The 16,250-nt window shown below is 68.2% G+C and carries 12 protein-coding genes; 2 read left to right on the top strand and 10 right to left on the bottom strand.

The window, feature by feature from the left end; translation table 11 throughout:
- Positions 1-9: 9 nt before the first annotated feature.
- The 9 genes from O6P39_RS12970 to O6P39_RS12930 all read right to left on the bottom strand — a co-directional run bounded on the left by O6P39_RS12970 (position 10) and on the right by O6P39_RS12930 (position 13,627).
- A complete protein-coding gene (locus tag O6P39_RS12970; RefSeq protein ID WP_275611726.1) occupies positions 10-1,467 on the bottom strand; it encodes an acyl-CoA reductase in 1,458 nt (485 codons plus the stop codon).
- Between the two features lie 3 nt (positions 1,468-1,470).
- Positions 1,471-2,901, bottom strand: a complete 1,431-nt coding sequence (locus O6P39_RS12965; RefSeq protein WP_275611725.1) for a hypothetical protein — start codon at positions 2,899-2,901, stop codon at positions 1,471-1,473.
- A gap of 170 nt (positions 2,902-3,071) precedes the next feature.
- Positions 3,072-3,776: a TetR/AcrR family transcriptional regulator gene (locus O6P39_RS12960; protein WP_275611724.1), complete on the bottom strand. Its 705-nt coding sequence runs from the start codon at positions 3,774-3,776 to the stop codon at positions 3,072-3,074.
- A gap of 6 nt (positions 3,777-3,782) precedes the next feature.
- A complete protein-coding gene (locus tag O6P39_RS12955; protein ID WP_275611723.1) occupies positions 3,783-5,753 on the bottom strand; it encodes an alkyl sulfatase dimerization domain-containing protein in 1,971 nt (656 codons plus the stop codon).
- Between the two features lie 60 nt (positions 5,754-5,813).
- Entirely contained in the window at positions 5,814-6,944 is a 1,131-nt protein-coding gene (locus O6P39_RS12950) for an acyl-CoA dehydrogenase family protein (protein ID WP_275611722.1), read from the bottom strand.
- 101 nt (positions 6,945-7,045) lie between these two features.
- Positions 7,046-8,194, bottom strand: coding sequence for an acyl-CoA dehydrogenase family protein (locus O6P39_RS12945; protein ID WP_275611721.1), 1,149 nt, complete (start codon positions 8,192-8,194; stop codon positions 7,046-7,048).
- A 49-nt stretch (positions 8,195-8,243) separates the two neighbouring features.
- Positions 8,244-10,721: an MMPL family transporter gene (locus O6P39_RS12940; protein ID WP_275611720.1), complete on the bottom strand. Its 2,478-nt coding sequence runs from the start codon at positions 10,719-10,721 to the stop codon at positions 8,244-8,246.
- A 25-nt stretch (positions 10,722-10,746) separates the two neighbouring features.
- Positions 10,747-11,808, bottom strand: a complete 1,062-nt coding sequence (locus tag O6P39_RS12935; RefSeq protein ID WP_275611719.1) for a YCF48-related protein — start codon at positions 11,806-11,808, stop codon at positions 10,747-10,749.
- 124 nt (positions 11,809-11,932) lie between these two features.
- Positions 11,933-13,627: a DUF1302 domain-containing protein gene (locus tag O6P39_RS12930; protein WP_275611718.1), complete on the bottom strand. Its 1,695-nt coding sequence runs from the start codon at positions 13,625-13,627 to the stop codon at positions 11,933-11,935.
- A gap of 218 nt (positions 13,628-13,845) precedes the next feature.
- On the opposite strand from O6P39_RS12930, the gene O6P39_RS12925 reads away from it, so the two are divergent.
- Complete coding sequence (locus O6P39_RS12925) at positions 13,846-14,937, top strand: MBL fold metallo-hydrolase (protein ID WP_275611717.1); 1,092 nt, start codon at positions 13,846-13,848, stop codon at positions 14,935-14,937.
- On the top strand, positions 14,934-15,383 hold the full coding sequence (locus tag O6P39_RS12920) for a thioesterase family protein (protein WP_275611716.1): 450 nt from the start codon (positions 14,934-14,936) through the stop codon (positions 15,381-15,383). The genes O6P39_RS12925 and O6P39_RS12920 overlap by 4 nt, the downstream gene beginning before the upstream one ends.
- A gap of 37 nt (positions 15,384-15,420) precedes the next feature.
- On the opposite strand, the gene O6P39_RS12915 is transcribed toward O6P39_RS12920, so the two are convergent.
- A complete protein-coding gene (locus tag O6P39_RS12915) occupies positions 15,421-16,167 on the bottom strand; it encodes an SDR family NAD(P)-dependent oxidoreductase (RefSeq protein ID WP_275611715.1) in 747 nt (248 codons plus the stop codon).
- Positions 16,168-16,250 lie beyond the last annotated feature (83 nt).

Genomic DNA, 16,250 nt, shown 5'->3' with positions numbered 1-16,250 from the left:
GATCGGGGCTCAGAGCGATGGACGCAGCCAGGGCGCCGGGGTGGTCTCCGGCGAGGCGATCTGGTTGCTGATCCACTTGCCCATGCGACGCATCGGCTCGATGGCGTCCTGCGGGGCGGCGAACTTCATCGCTGCCGCGTAGCCCAGGGATACGATGCGCTGCGCGCCGTACAACGGCAGCACGTCCTTGATCCGGTCCTTGATCGCCTCGGGGTAGACGCCGACGGTCTGGGTGTAGGCGTCGACCGCATCGAGCATCTGCTCCAGCGAATCCACCGGCACCAGGTTGGCGGTGCGGTCGTCCAGGCTGGCGGCGAAGGACACCGCCTCGGGCAGCTGCGAGCAGATGATCGCGCCCTCGCCTTCGCGGCCGCCGATCACCCGGTACCAGTCGTCATCCAGGCGCAGCGCGTCGACGTGGGCCTTGAGCCCCGGGTCATAGCGCTTGGGCCGCGTGCTGACGGTGTTGGGCAACGCCAGCAGCGCCTCGTAGACGTACTGGCCGAAGCGGTTGAGACGCTCCAGCCCGGCGCTGTCGGTGCCGCTCTGCACGTAGGCCACCCGCGAACAGACGCAGCCCTTCTGGTTCAGCACGCCGATATCGGTGGCCAGGCGCACCGCCGCCTCGCGCAGGCTGGCCTCGCTGGCGAAGGCCTCGCTGCCGATGATGCTGGCGCTGCGCTTGGGATCCAGGGAGATCAGCTCCAGCCCCGGCTGGATGTAGCGGGTGACGTGCTTGAGCGCGGCGAAACCGCCCCAGGCGACGATCTTCTCGATGTTCTGCGGCTGGTACAGGCGCTGCTCCAGGGCCTGGTCGCCGCCCTTCCAGTAGGCCACGCTGAGGTGCTTGGTCAACGGGTGGTCGGGCGCCATGTCGATCATGGTGCGGGCGATGGCCAGCGCGGTGAAGGGGTCGTTGGACGGCGCCTTGATGATCGCATCGCTGCGCAGGACCATGTTGCGCACGATGGTCCACAGGGACAGCGCCACCGCGTTGCCGGCCACGATGTGCAGCGCGCGGGAGCCGAAGCAGCGGGTCTCCAGCTCGGTGCCGTCGAGCAAGCACTGGCGCACCCAGCCCTCCAGGTACGGGATGCCGACGGTGCTCTCGGCCATCTCGATGATCGCCTCGCGGGTCAGCAGGTGGCGCAGGTTCATGTAGGCGCCGCGCACCATGGTCGGGGTGGTCGGTGCGGTCAGGTAGGACAGCTCGCAGGCTTCCTGCAGGTAACGGTTGCTGGCGAAGTCCAGGCGCTCGGCGAGGGCCTCGCAGTAGTCGAGGATGTCCTCGAAGCTCAGCGCGTAGAGGTCGGCCAGCTTCGCCGGGTTGCCCAGCGGCAGGCGGTCCAGGTAGCGGTGCGCGTCAGGGGTGAGGAAGGTCAGGTCGCCGCCGCGGCCGCCGACCTCGATCAGGTGATCGGTGATGACCTCGCCACGGATGATCATCGGTGCGATGGGATGGCTCATGGCTCAGGCCTCCAGCGTGCTGAGGAAGTCCATCGCTTCGCGATGGGCCTGTTCGGACGCGGCGCAGGTGATCTTGTCGTCGCCGCCGTTCTTCTCGCTGTAGCGCTGCACCGGCCCGACCACATAGCGGCTGTGGCGCCCGCAGGGGCAAGGCGCGTCCCACTCGACGGTGACTTCGTCGCCGGTGATGAAGCCGCCCCAGCGCAGTTCCGCACCCAGGTCGAAGAAGGCTGCGCGGCCGGTCTGGCGACCGCTGCGCGGCAGGGTTCCACCGGTTTCCGGATCGAGCACGAAAGGAATCGCGGTGTGCGCGAAGTGGTAGTTGCCGTGGTCGCACAGGGCGTGGGAACCGCTGACCACCTCGGACATCGCGTAGGTCTCGTTGATGCGCTGGGCGCCAGTGAATCGCAGCACCTCTTCGCGCCAACCCTCCGGTTGCACGACACCCTTGGCGCCGCCGGTGGTGGCGATGAAGGAACCGGGGTGGAAGACCCCTTCCAGACCGCGCGCCAGCCCTGCCTTGGCCATGTTGTGCAGCAGGTTCCAGGTGCCGCCGATATAGACGCGCTGGCCCTTCAGGCGCTGGGTCATCTCCTCGAAGAAGGCCGCCAGGTGCTGCGGCATCTCGGCCTGCAGCTGGTCGTAGGCCTGTTTCTTCGCCAGCAGCGCCGGGCTCAGTTGCAGGCGGTCGAGGGTGCCTCGGGCCTGGGCCGCGCGGACCTTGGCGCCCAGGTGCAGCACGTCGCTGGAGAGGGTCGCAGGATAGGCCGGGTGGAAGTTGTCCAGGCTCGGCAGCAGGCCGCGCATCAGCGCCATGTTGCCGCGCACGTGGCTCAGGTAGCCCTTGCGGTAGTACGGGTACAGCGCATGCAACTGCGGATCGGGGGTATCCGGACCCTGCATGTCCCAGGCGAACAGCCGGCGCACGCTGGCCGCCTTCTCGAATTCGCGGGTGCCCAGCGGCAGGAACGACAGGGTTCCGGAAGTGCCCGAGGTATGGCTCAGGCACAGCTGCGGCACCTGCGCGTCGATCGCCTCGAACCAATCGTCCAGCCCTTCGCAGTCGCTCACGTCAGCGGCCAACAGGGCCTCGCCGATCTCCGGGGTCACCAGCTTGGACAACCAGCGGTTGATCGCGGCGAAGTTGTTGTTGTCCAGCAGTGACGGCGGGTAGGACTTGAAGACGGTGTGCTCGAACAGCAGCGGGACGACATCTTCGAGCCGCTCGATGCGCTCCACGCCCTCGGCATCGGCCAGGCGCTTGAGCACCGGGATGCGCTCGCGCAGTTGCGTGAAGCGGCGTTGCAGGGCGCGTATCTGCAGGGCGTCGATCTCGGTGCGGGGCAGTTCGTTCCAGGCCTGGCGGGAATGGCCGACCAGGGCGACGGGGTCGCTGAGCAGCAGGTCGACCTTTTCGTCGATTGTTCTTGTCATTGTTCCGGGTCCTCGCTTGCACCCTTCGTACCGCCGCCGGCACGAAGGACCGGCTGCCCGCCGCGGGCAGCCTTCATGGCAAACCCAGTCTAGGGACTGGCAGGCCTGTGCTGTTCCGGATTCCCGATGTTTCTTGTGATAGACAAGCCGTTGAATTAAAACGACTTTTATCAGGACTCGGAGACGCTTTCCGAATCCGCGGTGAGCAGCCCATGGAGCATGCGCGCCAGCAGGCGCACGGTCTGTTCCTGCTGCAGGAAGTCGGGGCGTTCGATGACCAGCGCGCGCGGCAGCGCCGTCACCGCCTGGTAGGCGAGAAAGCCTGCCAGCTCGCGGTCGCGCACCCGCACTTCGGTGGAAAATCGCTCGACCAGCGCGGGGATCACCTGGGACACCCAGAAGCCATCCCCGCGCACCATGTCCAGGCGCACCAGCTCCGCCTGGTAGACGGTCTTGATGCTCAGTTCGGAGTCCAGCCGCAGCCAGCGCTGCAGCGCGGCCAGGCCGGTGTGCAGGAGCAGTTCGATGCCATCCATCAGGCAGGCGGAATCCGGCAGCGCGCGAATGCTGGCGATGACCTCGACCCGCGCCTCGCTGCGGTAGTCGTCGAAGATCGCCGCCACCAGCGATTCCATGGTGGGGAAGTATTCGTAGATGGAACTGATGGCCACCCCGGCGTGTTCGGCGAGGCGGTGTACGGTGAGCGCCGCCCTGCCCTCGCGTTCGAGGATCTCCCGGCCGGTGATCTTCAGCGCCGCCACCAGCGCCACCGAGCGCGCCTGGCGCGGGCGCTTGCGCTGGGGCGCCGGCAGCGCCACGCGCAGGACCGGCTCGGCCGGTTCCTGCGCGGGTTTGTCGATGGGCTTGCGGGGCATGGACACTCAGGGGGTGACGATGTTGAACATGGGGTCGAAGCTCGACATCGCAGCCATCAGTGCCTTGAACTTGCCGGCATCGCCCTCCAACTTGAGCGCATCCTGCTTGAGTGCGGTGGGGAAGTCCAGCTGCTTCAGGGCGATTCGGTCGAGGGTCGCCTTGCTCATCCGCAGGCTGACGTCCGGCTTGGCATGGCTGGCCCCCTCTCGGTAGGTCAGCACGCCATTGCGCAGGGTCAGGGCGAAGGACTGCGCCGGCTCGTCGAAGTCCCAGTTCAGGGTCATGTCGTGGCCCAGGGCCTTGTCCGAATCCAGGCGCACGGCCAGCAGGTCGAAGAACATCGCCGGGGTCGCGGCGCGCACCAGGTCTTCCACCGGGCGGCCCTTGTAGGGCGGCAGGCCGTTGCGCAGCTCGCTGGCGCCGACCAGGTACATGTTGCGCTGCACGCCCGACTCGGCGGCGTAGCCCAGCTGTTCCAGGGCGGCGGCCTGGGCCTCGCGGGCGGCGCGGTTGTCCGGCTCGGCGAAGACCAGGCGGTTGCCCAGCTCGGCGGCCCAGCGGTAGTCGCCCTGCTCCATGGCCTGGCGCACCAGGCCCAGCACCTTGTCGGCGCCGCCCATGGCCGCCACGTAGCGCTTGTCGGCCTGCTCCGGCGGCAGCGGCGCGAGGTTGGCCGGGTTGCCGTCGTAGAAGCCCAGGTAGCGCTGGTACACCGCGCGCACGTTGAAGGCCAGGTTGCCGTAGTAGCCGCGCAGGTACCACTTGCGGTCCAGCTCGCCGGGCAGCTGCTTGACCGCATCGGCGATCTCCAGCGGCGTCAGTCCCTGGTTCAGCAGGTGCAGGGTGCGGTTGTTGATGAAGGCGTACATGTCGCGCTGGTCGGCCAGTTCGGTGCGAATCCGCTCGCCACCCCAGGTCGGCCAGCTGTGCTGGACGAACATCACCTCGGCCTTGTCGCCGTAGCGCACCAGGCTGTCGTCGAGGAATTTCGACCAGGCCTTGGCGTCGCGCACCTCCGCGCCGCGCGGGGTGAGCACGTTATGCATCATGCGGGTGGCGTTCTCGGCCATGCCCAGGGCGTGCCATTGCGGCAGGTACAGGTTCATCTCCGCCGGCGCCTCGGTGCCGGGGGTGAGCTGGAATTCCAGATCGACCCCGGATATCCGCAGCGTTTCCTGAGGCTTGCGGATCAGTTCGGTGGGGGCGATCAGGCCGACGCTGCCGCCTCGCGGCGCGGCCTTGCCCAGGCCGCTGTCCACCAGCGCCTGCTCGCCACGCGGCAGCAGGCTGCCGCCCTGGTACATGGCGCGGCGCAGCATGGCGGTGCCGGCCAGCACGTTCTCGCTGATGGCGTGGTCCATGAAGCCATCGGGAGCGATCACCCGCACCTTGCCGGCGCGCACGTCGGCCTCGTCGATCACCCCGCGCACACCGCCGAAGTGGTCGAGATGGCTGTGGCTGTAGATCACCGCCACCACCGGCTTGTGCGGACGCTTGCTGTAGTAGAGGTCGAGGGCCGCGCGGGCGGTCTCGGCCACCATCAGCGGGTCGATGATGATCAGGCCGTCGTCGCCCTCGATGATGGTCATGTTGGCCAGGTCCAGCCCGCGCACCTGGTAGAGGCGCTCGGCGACCTGGAACAGCCCGGCATGGGTATTGAGCTGTGCCATGCGCCAGAGGCTGGGGTTGACGCTGTCCGGCGCCTTCTCGGCGGCGAGGAAATCGTACTGGTGGGTATCCCACACCACGTTGCCCTGGGCGTCCTTGATGCTCCCGGCGAAGGCTGCCACCAACCCGCGCTTGGCGTCGTCGAAGTCCTGCCGGTCGGCGAACGGCAGGCGGCCGAGCACGGCGTGGTTGGCGGCGATCGTGGCCGGGCTCGCCGGCAGCGGCGCGACGGGCTCGGCGGCCGAAGCCTGGCCGGTGAATGCCACCAGGGCGGCCAACAGGGACAGCGGGAGATATCGGCATTGCATGGTCATTACGTCCTTATCGTCGATGTCCGACCGGCGCGCTGCGCTTCGGATCGGCGTAGCTCATATCGGTGTAGAGATGCCCAGCAAGGTCCGGGCGATCAGCATTTTGTGAGTATCGGTGACGCCGTCGCTCAACGGCAGGCTGAGGGCCTCGCGCACCAGGCGTTCCACCTCGCCGGCCCGCGCCAGGCCGTCGGCGCCCTGCAGCTGCACGGCGTTGCGGCAGACCTGCACGGCCATTTCGCTGGCATACCACTTGGCCATGGACACCTGCGGATCGTACGGCAGGCCTGCATCGATCAGCCCATAGGCCCGCCGGCAGAGCAGGCGCGCCGCGTCGGCCAGGGTGGCCATCTCGGCGAGCTGGGCGGCGAGCAAGGTGTCCGGCCCGCCCGCCAGGCGCTGCCGGACAGGTTCGAGGCTGGCCTCCAGCGCGGCGCGCATCAGCCCCACGCAGAGCAGGCCGGTATCGATGCGCGCCACGTCCAGCGCCCGCAGGCTGTCCTGCAGGCCCACGCCATCCTCACCGAGCAACTGGCAGCCCGGCACCCGCGTCTGGCTGAAAAAGACCTGGGCGGTGGATTGGGAATGCAGCGCAATGCACTCGGCGTTGCGCGTGACGAAGCCATGGGCGCGGCGGTCCACCAGCAGGTGCGCCCACTGGTCGTCGGTGCGCGCGGCGACGATGACGAAGTCCGCGTAGTGCCCGTTGGCCACCCAGGTCTGCTCGCCATCGAGGATGAAGTCCTCGCCTTCGCGGCGGGCCGTCACTCGGGGCGTATCCGCCGAGGCCCCCGCATCAAGGCAGAAGGCACCGAAGCTGCGGCCGCCGAGGACATCCGGCAGGTAGCGTTCGCGAATCGCGGCCCGCTGCGCCGGCAAGCCGGCGAGGAAGGCGGCCACGGCCTTGTTGGTCTTCACGCACAGGGCCACGTCCGCCGACAGCGTCCCCAGCTCCTCGAACAACATGGCTTCGGTGAGCCGCGCCAGGCCCAGGCCGCCCTGCTCTTCGGCGATGCTCGCGCCGGGCAGGCCGAATTCGGCGATGCCCTGGGCCAACTCGCGCATGCGCCCCTTGGGCAGGCTGCGGTCGCGGAACTCCCGCGCCACCGGCACCACCTCGCTGTCGAGGAACTTGCGGAAACTCGCTACCGCCAGACGCTGTGCTTCGCTCGGCATCTCGTTATGCATCTGCCCTCTCCCTTCCCCAGTGCGGTGCCACCGTGCAACTCCGGCGCCGGTCCGGCCTGAGCCGGACCGTGATGCGCATCCTCCCTGTCGGAGGGCGCGCCTCAAGCCAGGTGGCGAGCGATGATGAGTTTCTGGATGTGGCTGGTACCTTCGTAGATCTTGGTCACCCGTACGTCGCGGCAGTAGCGCTCCACCGGGAAGTCCGCCAGGTAGCCGTAACCACCGTGGATCTGCAGCGCGTCGGAGCAGACCTTCTCGGCCATCTCGCTGGCGAACAGCTTGGCCATCGAGGCTTCCTTGGCACAGGGCACGCCCATTTCGCAGAGGCGCGCGGCATGCACCAGGTACTGGTGCGACAGCTCGACCCGGGTGGCCATGTCGGCCAGGTCGAAGGCCACGCCCTGCAGCTGGATGATCGGCGCGCCGTAGGCTTCGCGCTCCTGCGCATAACCGACCGCTGCCTGCAATGCGGCGCGGGCGGTGCCGGTGGCCACGGCAGCAATCGCCACCCGGCCTTCGGACAGCGAGCCCATCACGTTGCGGTAGCCGGAGCCCTCGGCACCCAGCAGGTTTTCCGCCGGTACCCGGCACTCATCCAGCTGGATGGCGGCGACCTGGGCCGAACGCTGGCCCATCTTGTGTTCCACGCGGGTCACCACGTAGCCGGCGTGGACCTTCGGTTCGACGATCAGCAGGCTGCTACCCTTCTTCCCGGCGTTGCGGTCGGTCACCGCCAGCACCAGCCCGACGCCCGCCTCGTTGCCGTTGGAGATGAACTGTTTGCTGCCATTGAGCACGTAGTTGTCGCCCTCACGCCGGGCGCTGGTGCGGAAGGCCGCGGTGTCCGAACCGGCGTGGGGCTCGCTGAGCAGGAAGGCGCCGATCCGGCTGCCGTCGGCGATGCCCGGCAGGAACTTGCGCTTCTGCTCTTCATTGCCCAGGCGGGCGATGGTCAGGCCCACCGAGTTGTGCACGTGGATCAGGGTGGCGAAGCCGGTGTCGACGGCGGCGAACTCCTCGATCGCCAGGCAATACTCGACGAAGCTGGCGCCGGAGCCGCCGTAGGCTTCGGGCACCAGCATGCCGAGGAAGCCCAGCTCGGCCACGGCCGCCAGCTCCTCGCGGGGCCAGGCGCCGGTGCGGTCGCGCTCGGCGGCGGTTGGCGCCAGGACCTCGGCGGCAACCTTGCGGGCGCTGTCGCGAATCAGCCGCTCCTGTTCGTTCAGGAAGATCGCGGACGTATCACTCATCTTGCTTACCTCACAATTCAATTCATCAGGGGCGCCGTGCGCGGCGGGCTCAGACGCAACGGGCGACGGGTTCGTCGCGCCGCTCGCTCACGCTCGCCTTCGGCGTGGTAACGACGTTGCACGCGGCGCGGGGCCCGGAGGCACCGACGCCACGCAGCAGGAAATGGGAAAGCGCCGGGATGAGCACCAGTGCGCCCAGCATGTTCCAGACGAACATGAAGGTAAGCAGGATGCCCATGTCGGCCTGGAACTTGATCGGCGAGAAGGCCCAGGTGATCACGCCGGCCGCCAGGGTCACGCCCACCAGGGCGACCACCTTGCCGGTGAAGCGCAGGGCGTGGCGGTAGGCCTCCACCAACGTGGCTCCGGCGCGCTGGCTGGCCAGCTGGATGCTCAGCAGGTAGAGCGCGTAGTCCACGCCGATGCCCACGCCGAGGGCGATCACCGGCAGGGTGGCGACCTTCACGCCCATGCCCAGCACCACCATCAGCGCCTCGCAGAGCACCGAGGTGATCACCAGCGGGACCACCGCGACGATCACTGCGCGCCAGCTGCGGAAGGTGATGAAGCACAGCACCACCACTGCCGCATAGACGTACAGCAGCATGCTCAGGTTGGCCTTCTTCACCACGATGTTGGTGGCAGCTTCGATACCGGCGCTGCCGGCGGCGAGGAGGAACTGGTGCTCTGCCGTGCTGTGCTCGGCGGCGAAGCGCGCGGCGGCCTCGACCACCCGTTCCAGGGTCTGCGCCTTGTGGTCGGCCAGGTAGGCCACCACCGGCATGATCGAGCACTCGGTGTTGAACAGCTCCGGGTTGGTGGTGCTGGCGGTGCGCGCCGCGTAGTTGAGCACGTCCTGGTTCGGCGACAGGGTCAGCCACTTGTTGCTGCCCTCGTAGGAACCGGCAGTGATCTTGCGCACCGCGTCGGCCAGCGACACCGTGCTCTGCACTCCCGGCACCTGCTGCAGGGTCCAGCCCAGGCGGTCCGCCTCGACCAGCGTCTGGTAGGCCAGGCAGCCCTCGGCCGGGGTCTTGACGATCACCGCGAACTGGTCGCTGGACAACGAGTACTTGCTGGTGATGTAGGCGTTGTCCAGGTTGTAGCGCGAGTTCGGACGCAGCTCGGACGCCCCGGCGTCGAGATCGCCGATCTTCAGCTGCGTGCTCAGGGCGAAGCCACCGGCCCCCAGCAGCGCCGCGCCGATCAGCAGCGGCGTGGCCCAGCGGCGCTCGGTGAAGCGCTCCAGCAAGGCCCAGACGCCACCAGCGCTGCGCTGTTCGGCACGCAGGCTGCGCGCGGCGGCGCTGGCGCTGACGCCGGTATAGGACAGCATCACCGGCAGCAGGATGAGGTTGGTGAACACCAGCAGCGCCACGCCGATCGAGGCGGTGATGGCCAGGTCCTGGATCACCGGGATGTCGATCAGCATCAGCACCGCGAAGCCCACCGCGTCGGCGGCCAGCGCCGTCAGCCCGGCGAGGAACAGGCGGCGGAAGGTGTAGCGCGCCGCCACCAGGCGGTGGGTGCCACGGCCGACGTCCTGCATGATGCCGTTCATCTTCTGTGCCCCGTGGGACACGCCGATGGCGAACACCAGGAACGGCACCAGGATCGAGTACGGGTCCAGCTCGTAACCCAGCAGCGCGATCAGCCCCAGTTGCCAGAGCACCGCCACGCAGGAACAGCCCAGCACCAGCGCGGTGCTGCGCAGGCAGCGGGTCCAGCCATAGATGATCAGCGCGGCGATGATGGCGGCCACGGCGAAGTACAGGACCATCTGCCGCAGACCGTCGAGCAGGTCGCCCACCACCTTGGCGAAGCCGACGATGCGCACCTGGATGTCGGCGCCGTCCTGGGCTCCGGAATACTTCGCGCGGATCGTCTCCAGGCGCTTGGACAGCTCCCAGTAGTCGATCGGCTTGCCGCTGTCGGCGTCCTTGTCCAGCAGCGGCACGAACACCATGCTGGAGCGGTAGTCGCCGCCCACCAGGTTGCCCAGCAGCTGCGCGCGGCCGATGTTCTGCCGCAGCTGCTCGATGTCCTGACTGGTGCCGGAATAGTTGTCGGGCATCACCGGGCCGCCGGCGAAGCCCTCCTCGGTCACCTCGTTCCAGCGCACCACCGGCATCCACAGCGACTTGACGTTGGCGCGGTCGACGCCCGGGGTGAGGAAGAGTTCGTCGTTGATCTGCTTGAGGGCCTGCAGGTAGGCCGGGTCGAAGATGTCGCCCTTGCGGTTCTCCACCACCACGCGCACGGCGTTGCCCAAGCCCTTGAGTTCGTCGCGGTACTCCAGGAAGTTGCGGATGTACGGCTGGTTGTGCGGGATGGTCTTTTCGAACGCCGCGTTCAGCGTCAGCCCGCGCGCCTGCCAGGCCAGCAGCACGGTGGCCAGCAGGCAGAGCAGCACCACCACCAGGCGGTGGTTGAAAATCAACCGCTCCAGACGGCTGCCCGATGCGTGATCGAAATCGCGCAGGTCGGCGATGGTCTGCAGGTGGTCGGTGGAATTGTCGATAGCCATCACGTTACCCCGAATGCTGGTGTTCTCATTGCAGGCTTTCCAGGCGCACGCCGCCCAGCCCGACCAGGGCCACCTTGGCGCCCGGCGCCGCGGCCACGGCGAAGTTCGGCGCCGCGCGCGCGACCTTCAGCGGGTGGAAGCTGGCGCCCTGGTCGGTGGAGCGCAGCAGCTCGCCGGACTGGCTGCCCAGGACGATCGAGCCGTCGGCCAGCACGGTGCCGGTGTTGAGCCCGGCGTCGGTGCCGGTCTGTACCTTGTGCCAGCTGGCGCCACCGTCGGTGCTGCGCAGGGCGTTGCCGCGCAGGCCGTAGACCAGCACCACCTCGGGCGTGCCGACGATGCCGAACAGGGTGCCCTGGTAAGGCAGCTCCAGTGCGCGGAAGCGTTGCTGCCGGGCGTCGAACTTGAGCACCAGCCCCTGCTCGCCCACCATGAATAGCGTGCCGGCCGCCGGGCGCATGGCGTACAGGTGCATGCCACGCGGGTTTTCCACGCGGTCGAGCCAGGGCGTCCAGTGCTGGCCGCCGTCCTCGGTGCGCAGGATCAGGTTGAAGGCGCCGATGGCGTAGCCGCGTTTGTCGTCTTCGAACCACACGTCCAGCAGCGGCTTGTCCGCACCCTGCGCAACGGCCAGCTCGGCCTCGTGTTGCAGGCGCGCCGCGTCGGGGTCGTCCGGGTTGGCCGGTCGGCCGTACTGGCGCTGCAGCAGTTCGGCGATCCGCGGGCCGTCGAGCTGGCGCGTCCAGCTGTGGCCGCCGTCGGCGCTGTGCAGGATCACGCCTTCGTGTCCCACCGCCCAGCCCTGCTGGGGGCTGGGAAACGCCAGGGCGTTGAGGTCGGAGCTGACCGGCACCGCGGCCTGGGTCCAGCTCTGACCGTCGTCGGAATACAGGATGTGCCCGCGCTGCCCGGCGACCACCAGGCGCTGCCCGGCCACGGCCAGTGCGTTGAGCGGCGCCTTCAGCGCCAGGGCGCTCGCCGGCGCCGGAACGTCCATGGGTGCGACGAAGGCTGGCTGCGCCGTGACGGCACCCGCCAGCACGGCCAAGCCGAAGGCCAGCGGAACGCCGAGGATTCTTCTGAACATCTGTTGCCCTCACATCGGTTGTGCCCCGGCAGGAAGTCGCCGGGGCGGTGCGGCGGACGCCAGGGCGCCCGCCGCCGTTTCACGCGCGAAGCCGGGCTGGCTCCGCGCGCGACACGCTCTGCACTCAGATACTGGTCTTGAAGGTGAAGTACAGGGCGCCACGGTCCTCGAGCAGGGACTGACTGCCGCTGGGAGTGAGGGCCGCGCCGTTGGCGTTCTTCGAGAAGTCGCCGAAGTAGTCGACGTACTTCAGGTCGAAGCGGTAGCGGCTGTACAGGTCCAGCGCCATGCCGACGGCATAGCTGCCGGCGTCCTCGTTGCCGCCGGAGGCGACCGCCGAGTTGCCCTGCAGGCCCACCGAGTAGCTCAGCGGCATGCTCAGGTCGCCGCCCGGGAACACCTGGTACCAGGTCGGCGTGAAGTTCACCGCCATGGTGTAGGCGTTGCGGGTCACGGCATCGATGTTGGTCGACACGGCCTTGTACTGCGAGCTGCCCTTGAACAGGTTCAGCGGGTCGTCGTTGACCGACACCCAGCGGCTCCAGGTCAGTTCGGTGGCCCAGGAGGCGGCGTCGAACAGCGGCGTGGAGCTGACCGAGCCGATGGCGTTGAGCACGCCATGCACGGTGTCGCCACGGGCGCCGAGGATGTCGCCACGGTCCGGCAGCGCGGACAGTTTGGTCACCCGCGCCGGGCTGCTCACCAGCGGCATGTTGTGGCGATAGTTCAGGTCCAGGCCGAAGCTGATGCCGGCGACTTCCTTGGACAGGCTGAAGCCGTACATGTCGATGTCCGAGCCGTAGTCCATGAAGTACTGGGGCTTGCGGGTCTGCAGCAGGATGACCTGCGGCAGGGTGTCGGAGAAGCGGCGCACGTAGAGGCCCAGGGTGGCGTCCAGCGCCTCCGGGGTCCAGCGTGCCATGACGCCCCAGTCGCCGGAGTCATGCGGCTCGATGTCGTCGCCGTGGGTGGCGCGCAGGTTCGGGGTGAGGATGAACGACTCGCCACCCTGCAGGTAGATGTCGGAGAAGCCCAGGTAGGTGCCCGCCTCCGGCACCCGCGACGGCCGCCATTCGAGGAAGTACTGGGCGGCGAACGACAGCTCCGGGTTGACCTGCAGCTGCGTCGACAGCTGGGTGCGCGGGATGTACAGCTCCTTGGCCTCGATGCCGGGCAGCGCCAGGGCCTTGCCCTGGTCCAGCGGCGCCTGGCCGTAGGAAATGCCGTGGATCGCGCCGCTGCCCAGCAGCGATTCGCCCCAGTTGACGGTGTGGCGGCCGGCACGCATCTGCAGCGGCGAGTCACCCAGGTTGAAGGAGCCGAACACGAAGGCGTCGAGGATTTCGCCCGAGGGGCCTTCGTAGTAGCGGTTGGCGTAGCGGCTCAGACCTTGCGCCGGCCGGCCGTCGCCGTTGAGGTGGTTGGACGTGGCGGTGTTGTCGCCGTCCAGGCTCCCGGCATAGGCATCGTCGTACCAGAGCGCGGCGCTCACGCGCGCACCGTACTTCTGCTTGTAGACCAGGTCGCTCTCGCTGAGGATGTCGATGCGGTTGGCGACGATGCTGTTCTTCTTGAAATTGCGGTCGCCATCGTCGTTGTTGGGGTTCTTCAGGATCGCCTGCTTCTGGTCGTCGATACGCTTGCCGAGGTTGTAACGGAAGGTATTGTCGAAGCGCAGTTGCAGGTCCGGGTTACCGGTATCGATCTCGATGGCCCGGGCATTGCCCGCACCCAAAGCGCACAACACCAGGACGCTCGCGCTCAGTGCCTGGGATACAGCTGGCTGATTCTTCATCATCTTGTTCTTGTCGTTGGCCATGTGTGTGTCCTCTCTCCCCTCGATATCCAGGCCGCGGGCCGATGGCGCGAAGCCAGGAAGACGCTCAATCAGTGATCGAGTGGAGCAAGGGTGCCAGCGGCCGACGAAAGCACTCCCCCCCTTTTTTTGGGGGCACTCCCCCCCTCCTCGCGCGGCCACCCTGACAACCTGGCCGGCGCGCACAGCGGCCGCCGGCAGGCGATCACCAAGGAGCGACGATGGACAACGACAACCGGCCCCGGCACGACGGCGGGCTGACCTATCCCTGTGGCCCCCGTCCGGCCTTCGGCGAGATGCGTGAAGTGGCGCCCGGGGTGCAGTGGACCCGCATGCCGCTGCCACCGTCCCTGGCAGCGATCAACCTGTGGCTGCTGGACGACGACAGCGGCTACACCCTGGTCGACACCGGCATCAACAGCCCCGAGGCGCGCCAGACCTGGGAGCAACTGTTCGATGGCGCACTGCACGGGCGGGCGCTGCAGCGAGTGCTGGTCACCCACCTGCATCCGGACCATGTCGGCCTCGCCGGCTGGCTCTGCGCGCGCTTCGACTGCCGCCTGTGGATGACCCGCCTGGAGTACATGCAGTGCCGGGTACTGGCCGGCGATACCGGACGCGAGGCGCCACCCGAGGGGCTGGCCTTCTACCGCCGGGCCGGTTGGGACGAGGATGCATTGGCGATGTACCGCTCACGCTTCGGCAATTTCGGCCGGATGATCTGGCAGTTGCCCGACAGCTTCCGGCGCATCCGCGACGGCGAGTCCGTGCGGATCGGCAATCACCACTGGGAAGTGGTGGTCGGCGCCGGCCACACCCCCGAGCACGCCTGCCTGTACGATCCGGCGCGGCGCCTGCTGATCACCGGCGACCAGGTGCTGCCGAGGATTTCGTCGAACCTTTCGGTTCACCCCATCGAACCCGACGCCGACCCGATCGGCGACTGGCTGGTCTCGCTGGTGGTGTTGCGCCAGCGCATCGCCGACGACGTACTGGTGCTGCCCGCCCATGGCGAACCCTTCCATGGCCTGCACGCCCGCCTGGACCAGTTGCGCGACAGCCTGCTCGCCACGCTGCAACGGCTGCGCCAGGGCTTGCAGCGGCCACGGCGCGCGATCGATACCTTCGAACTGCTGTTCTCCCGGCCGATACCCATGACCGACGGCAGCCTGATGAGCCTGGCGACCGGGGAAAGCCTGGCGCACCTGAACCACCTGCTGCATCGCGGCGAACTGGAAGTCGAGACCGACAGCGACGGCGTCGCCTGGTATCGCCTGCGCAGCGAAGCCGCCACCGAGGAAACCTCAGCATGAGCAAGCCACAACCCGAAGTCCTGGAAGCCTACGCCTACGCCCAACCAATCCCGACCCGCTGGATGGACAACGACGTCTATGGCCACGTCAACAACGTCGTCTACTACAGCTACTTCGACACCGTGGTGAACAGCTACCTGATCCGCCATGGCGTCCTGGACTACCTGGCCGGCGACACCATCGGGCTGGTGATCGAAACGCAGTGCAACTACTTCGCTTCGCTGAGCTTCCCCGATACCGTCAATGCCGCGCTGCGCGTCGCGAGCATCGGCAACTCCAGCGTGCGCTACGAGATCGGGCTGTTCCGCAATGACGAGCGGACCTGCGCGGCCAAAGGGCATTTCGTGCACGTCTACGTCGACCGCGAAACGCGCCGCCCGGTGCCCCTGCCCGCAGCGCTGCGCCAGGTGCTGGAAGGCCTGCAGGTTCAGGCCGAGCCGGCCTGAAGGCTCGGGCGGCGCCAGCCAGCGCCGCCCGGCGGTTTCAGCGGGTGCCGCACTGGATGTCGAGGGTCAGCGCGTTCAGGTAGGAATTCTCGGCCACGTGGCGGACCAGCGCCGCGAACTCCTCCGGCCGGCCCATGCGCCGGGGGAACAGCAGGCCGTTGACGATGGTTTCGGAGACCTTCGCCGGCATGCCGGCGGACATGCCCGACTCGAACAGGCCCGGCGCCAGGCTCACCACGCGGATGCCATGCTCGGCCAGGTCACGGGCGATCGGCAGGGTCATGCCGATGACCCCGGCCTTGCTCGCGCTGTAGGCCGCCTGGCCCATCTGCCCTTCGCGCGCGGCGCCGGACGCGGTATTGATGATGACGCCACGCTCGCCGCCCTCGTCCGGTTCATTGGCGCTCATCGCCAGGGCCGCATGGCGGATGACGTTGAAGGTGCCGGTCAGGTTGACCGCCAGTACGCGGTTCCACAGTTCGGTGGGGAACAGCTGGCCCTTGGAGAGGGTCTTGCTTGGGCCGAGGATGCCGGCGCAGTTCACCGCCAGGTGCAGGCCACCCAGCTCGCCCACCACCTGCTCGATGGCGGCACTGACACTGGACTCGTCGGCCACGTCGACGGCGATGCCGCGGATTTCGCCGCCCAGCGCGGCGTCCAGGCGCTCCTGCTGCAGGTCCAGGCCGACCACCCGCACGCCGGCGGCAGCCAGGGCGCGACAGGTGGCGAGGCCGAGCCCCGAAGCGGCCCCGGTGACGATGGCGACCTTGTTGTGCAGATTCATGCGCGTGCTTCTCCCAGGTTCGTGATTCGTACGGCCACTGCGGCCGGCCGTCGAGCTTAGGCAGCGTCTGGCGCGGGCGTCCC

Origin of the sequence: Pseudomonas sp. PSE14 (genome assembly GCF_029203285.1) — a bacterium.
Classification (GTDB): domain Bacteria; phylum Pseudomonadota; class Gammaproteobacteria; order Pseudomonadales; family Pseudomonadaceae; genus Pseudomonas.
The sequence above is the reverse complement of the archived record's forward strand: the minus strand, read 5'-3'. Positions and strand labels throughout refer to the sequence as shown.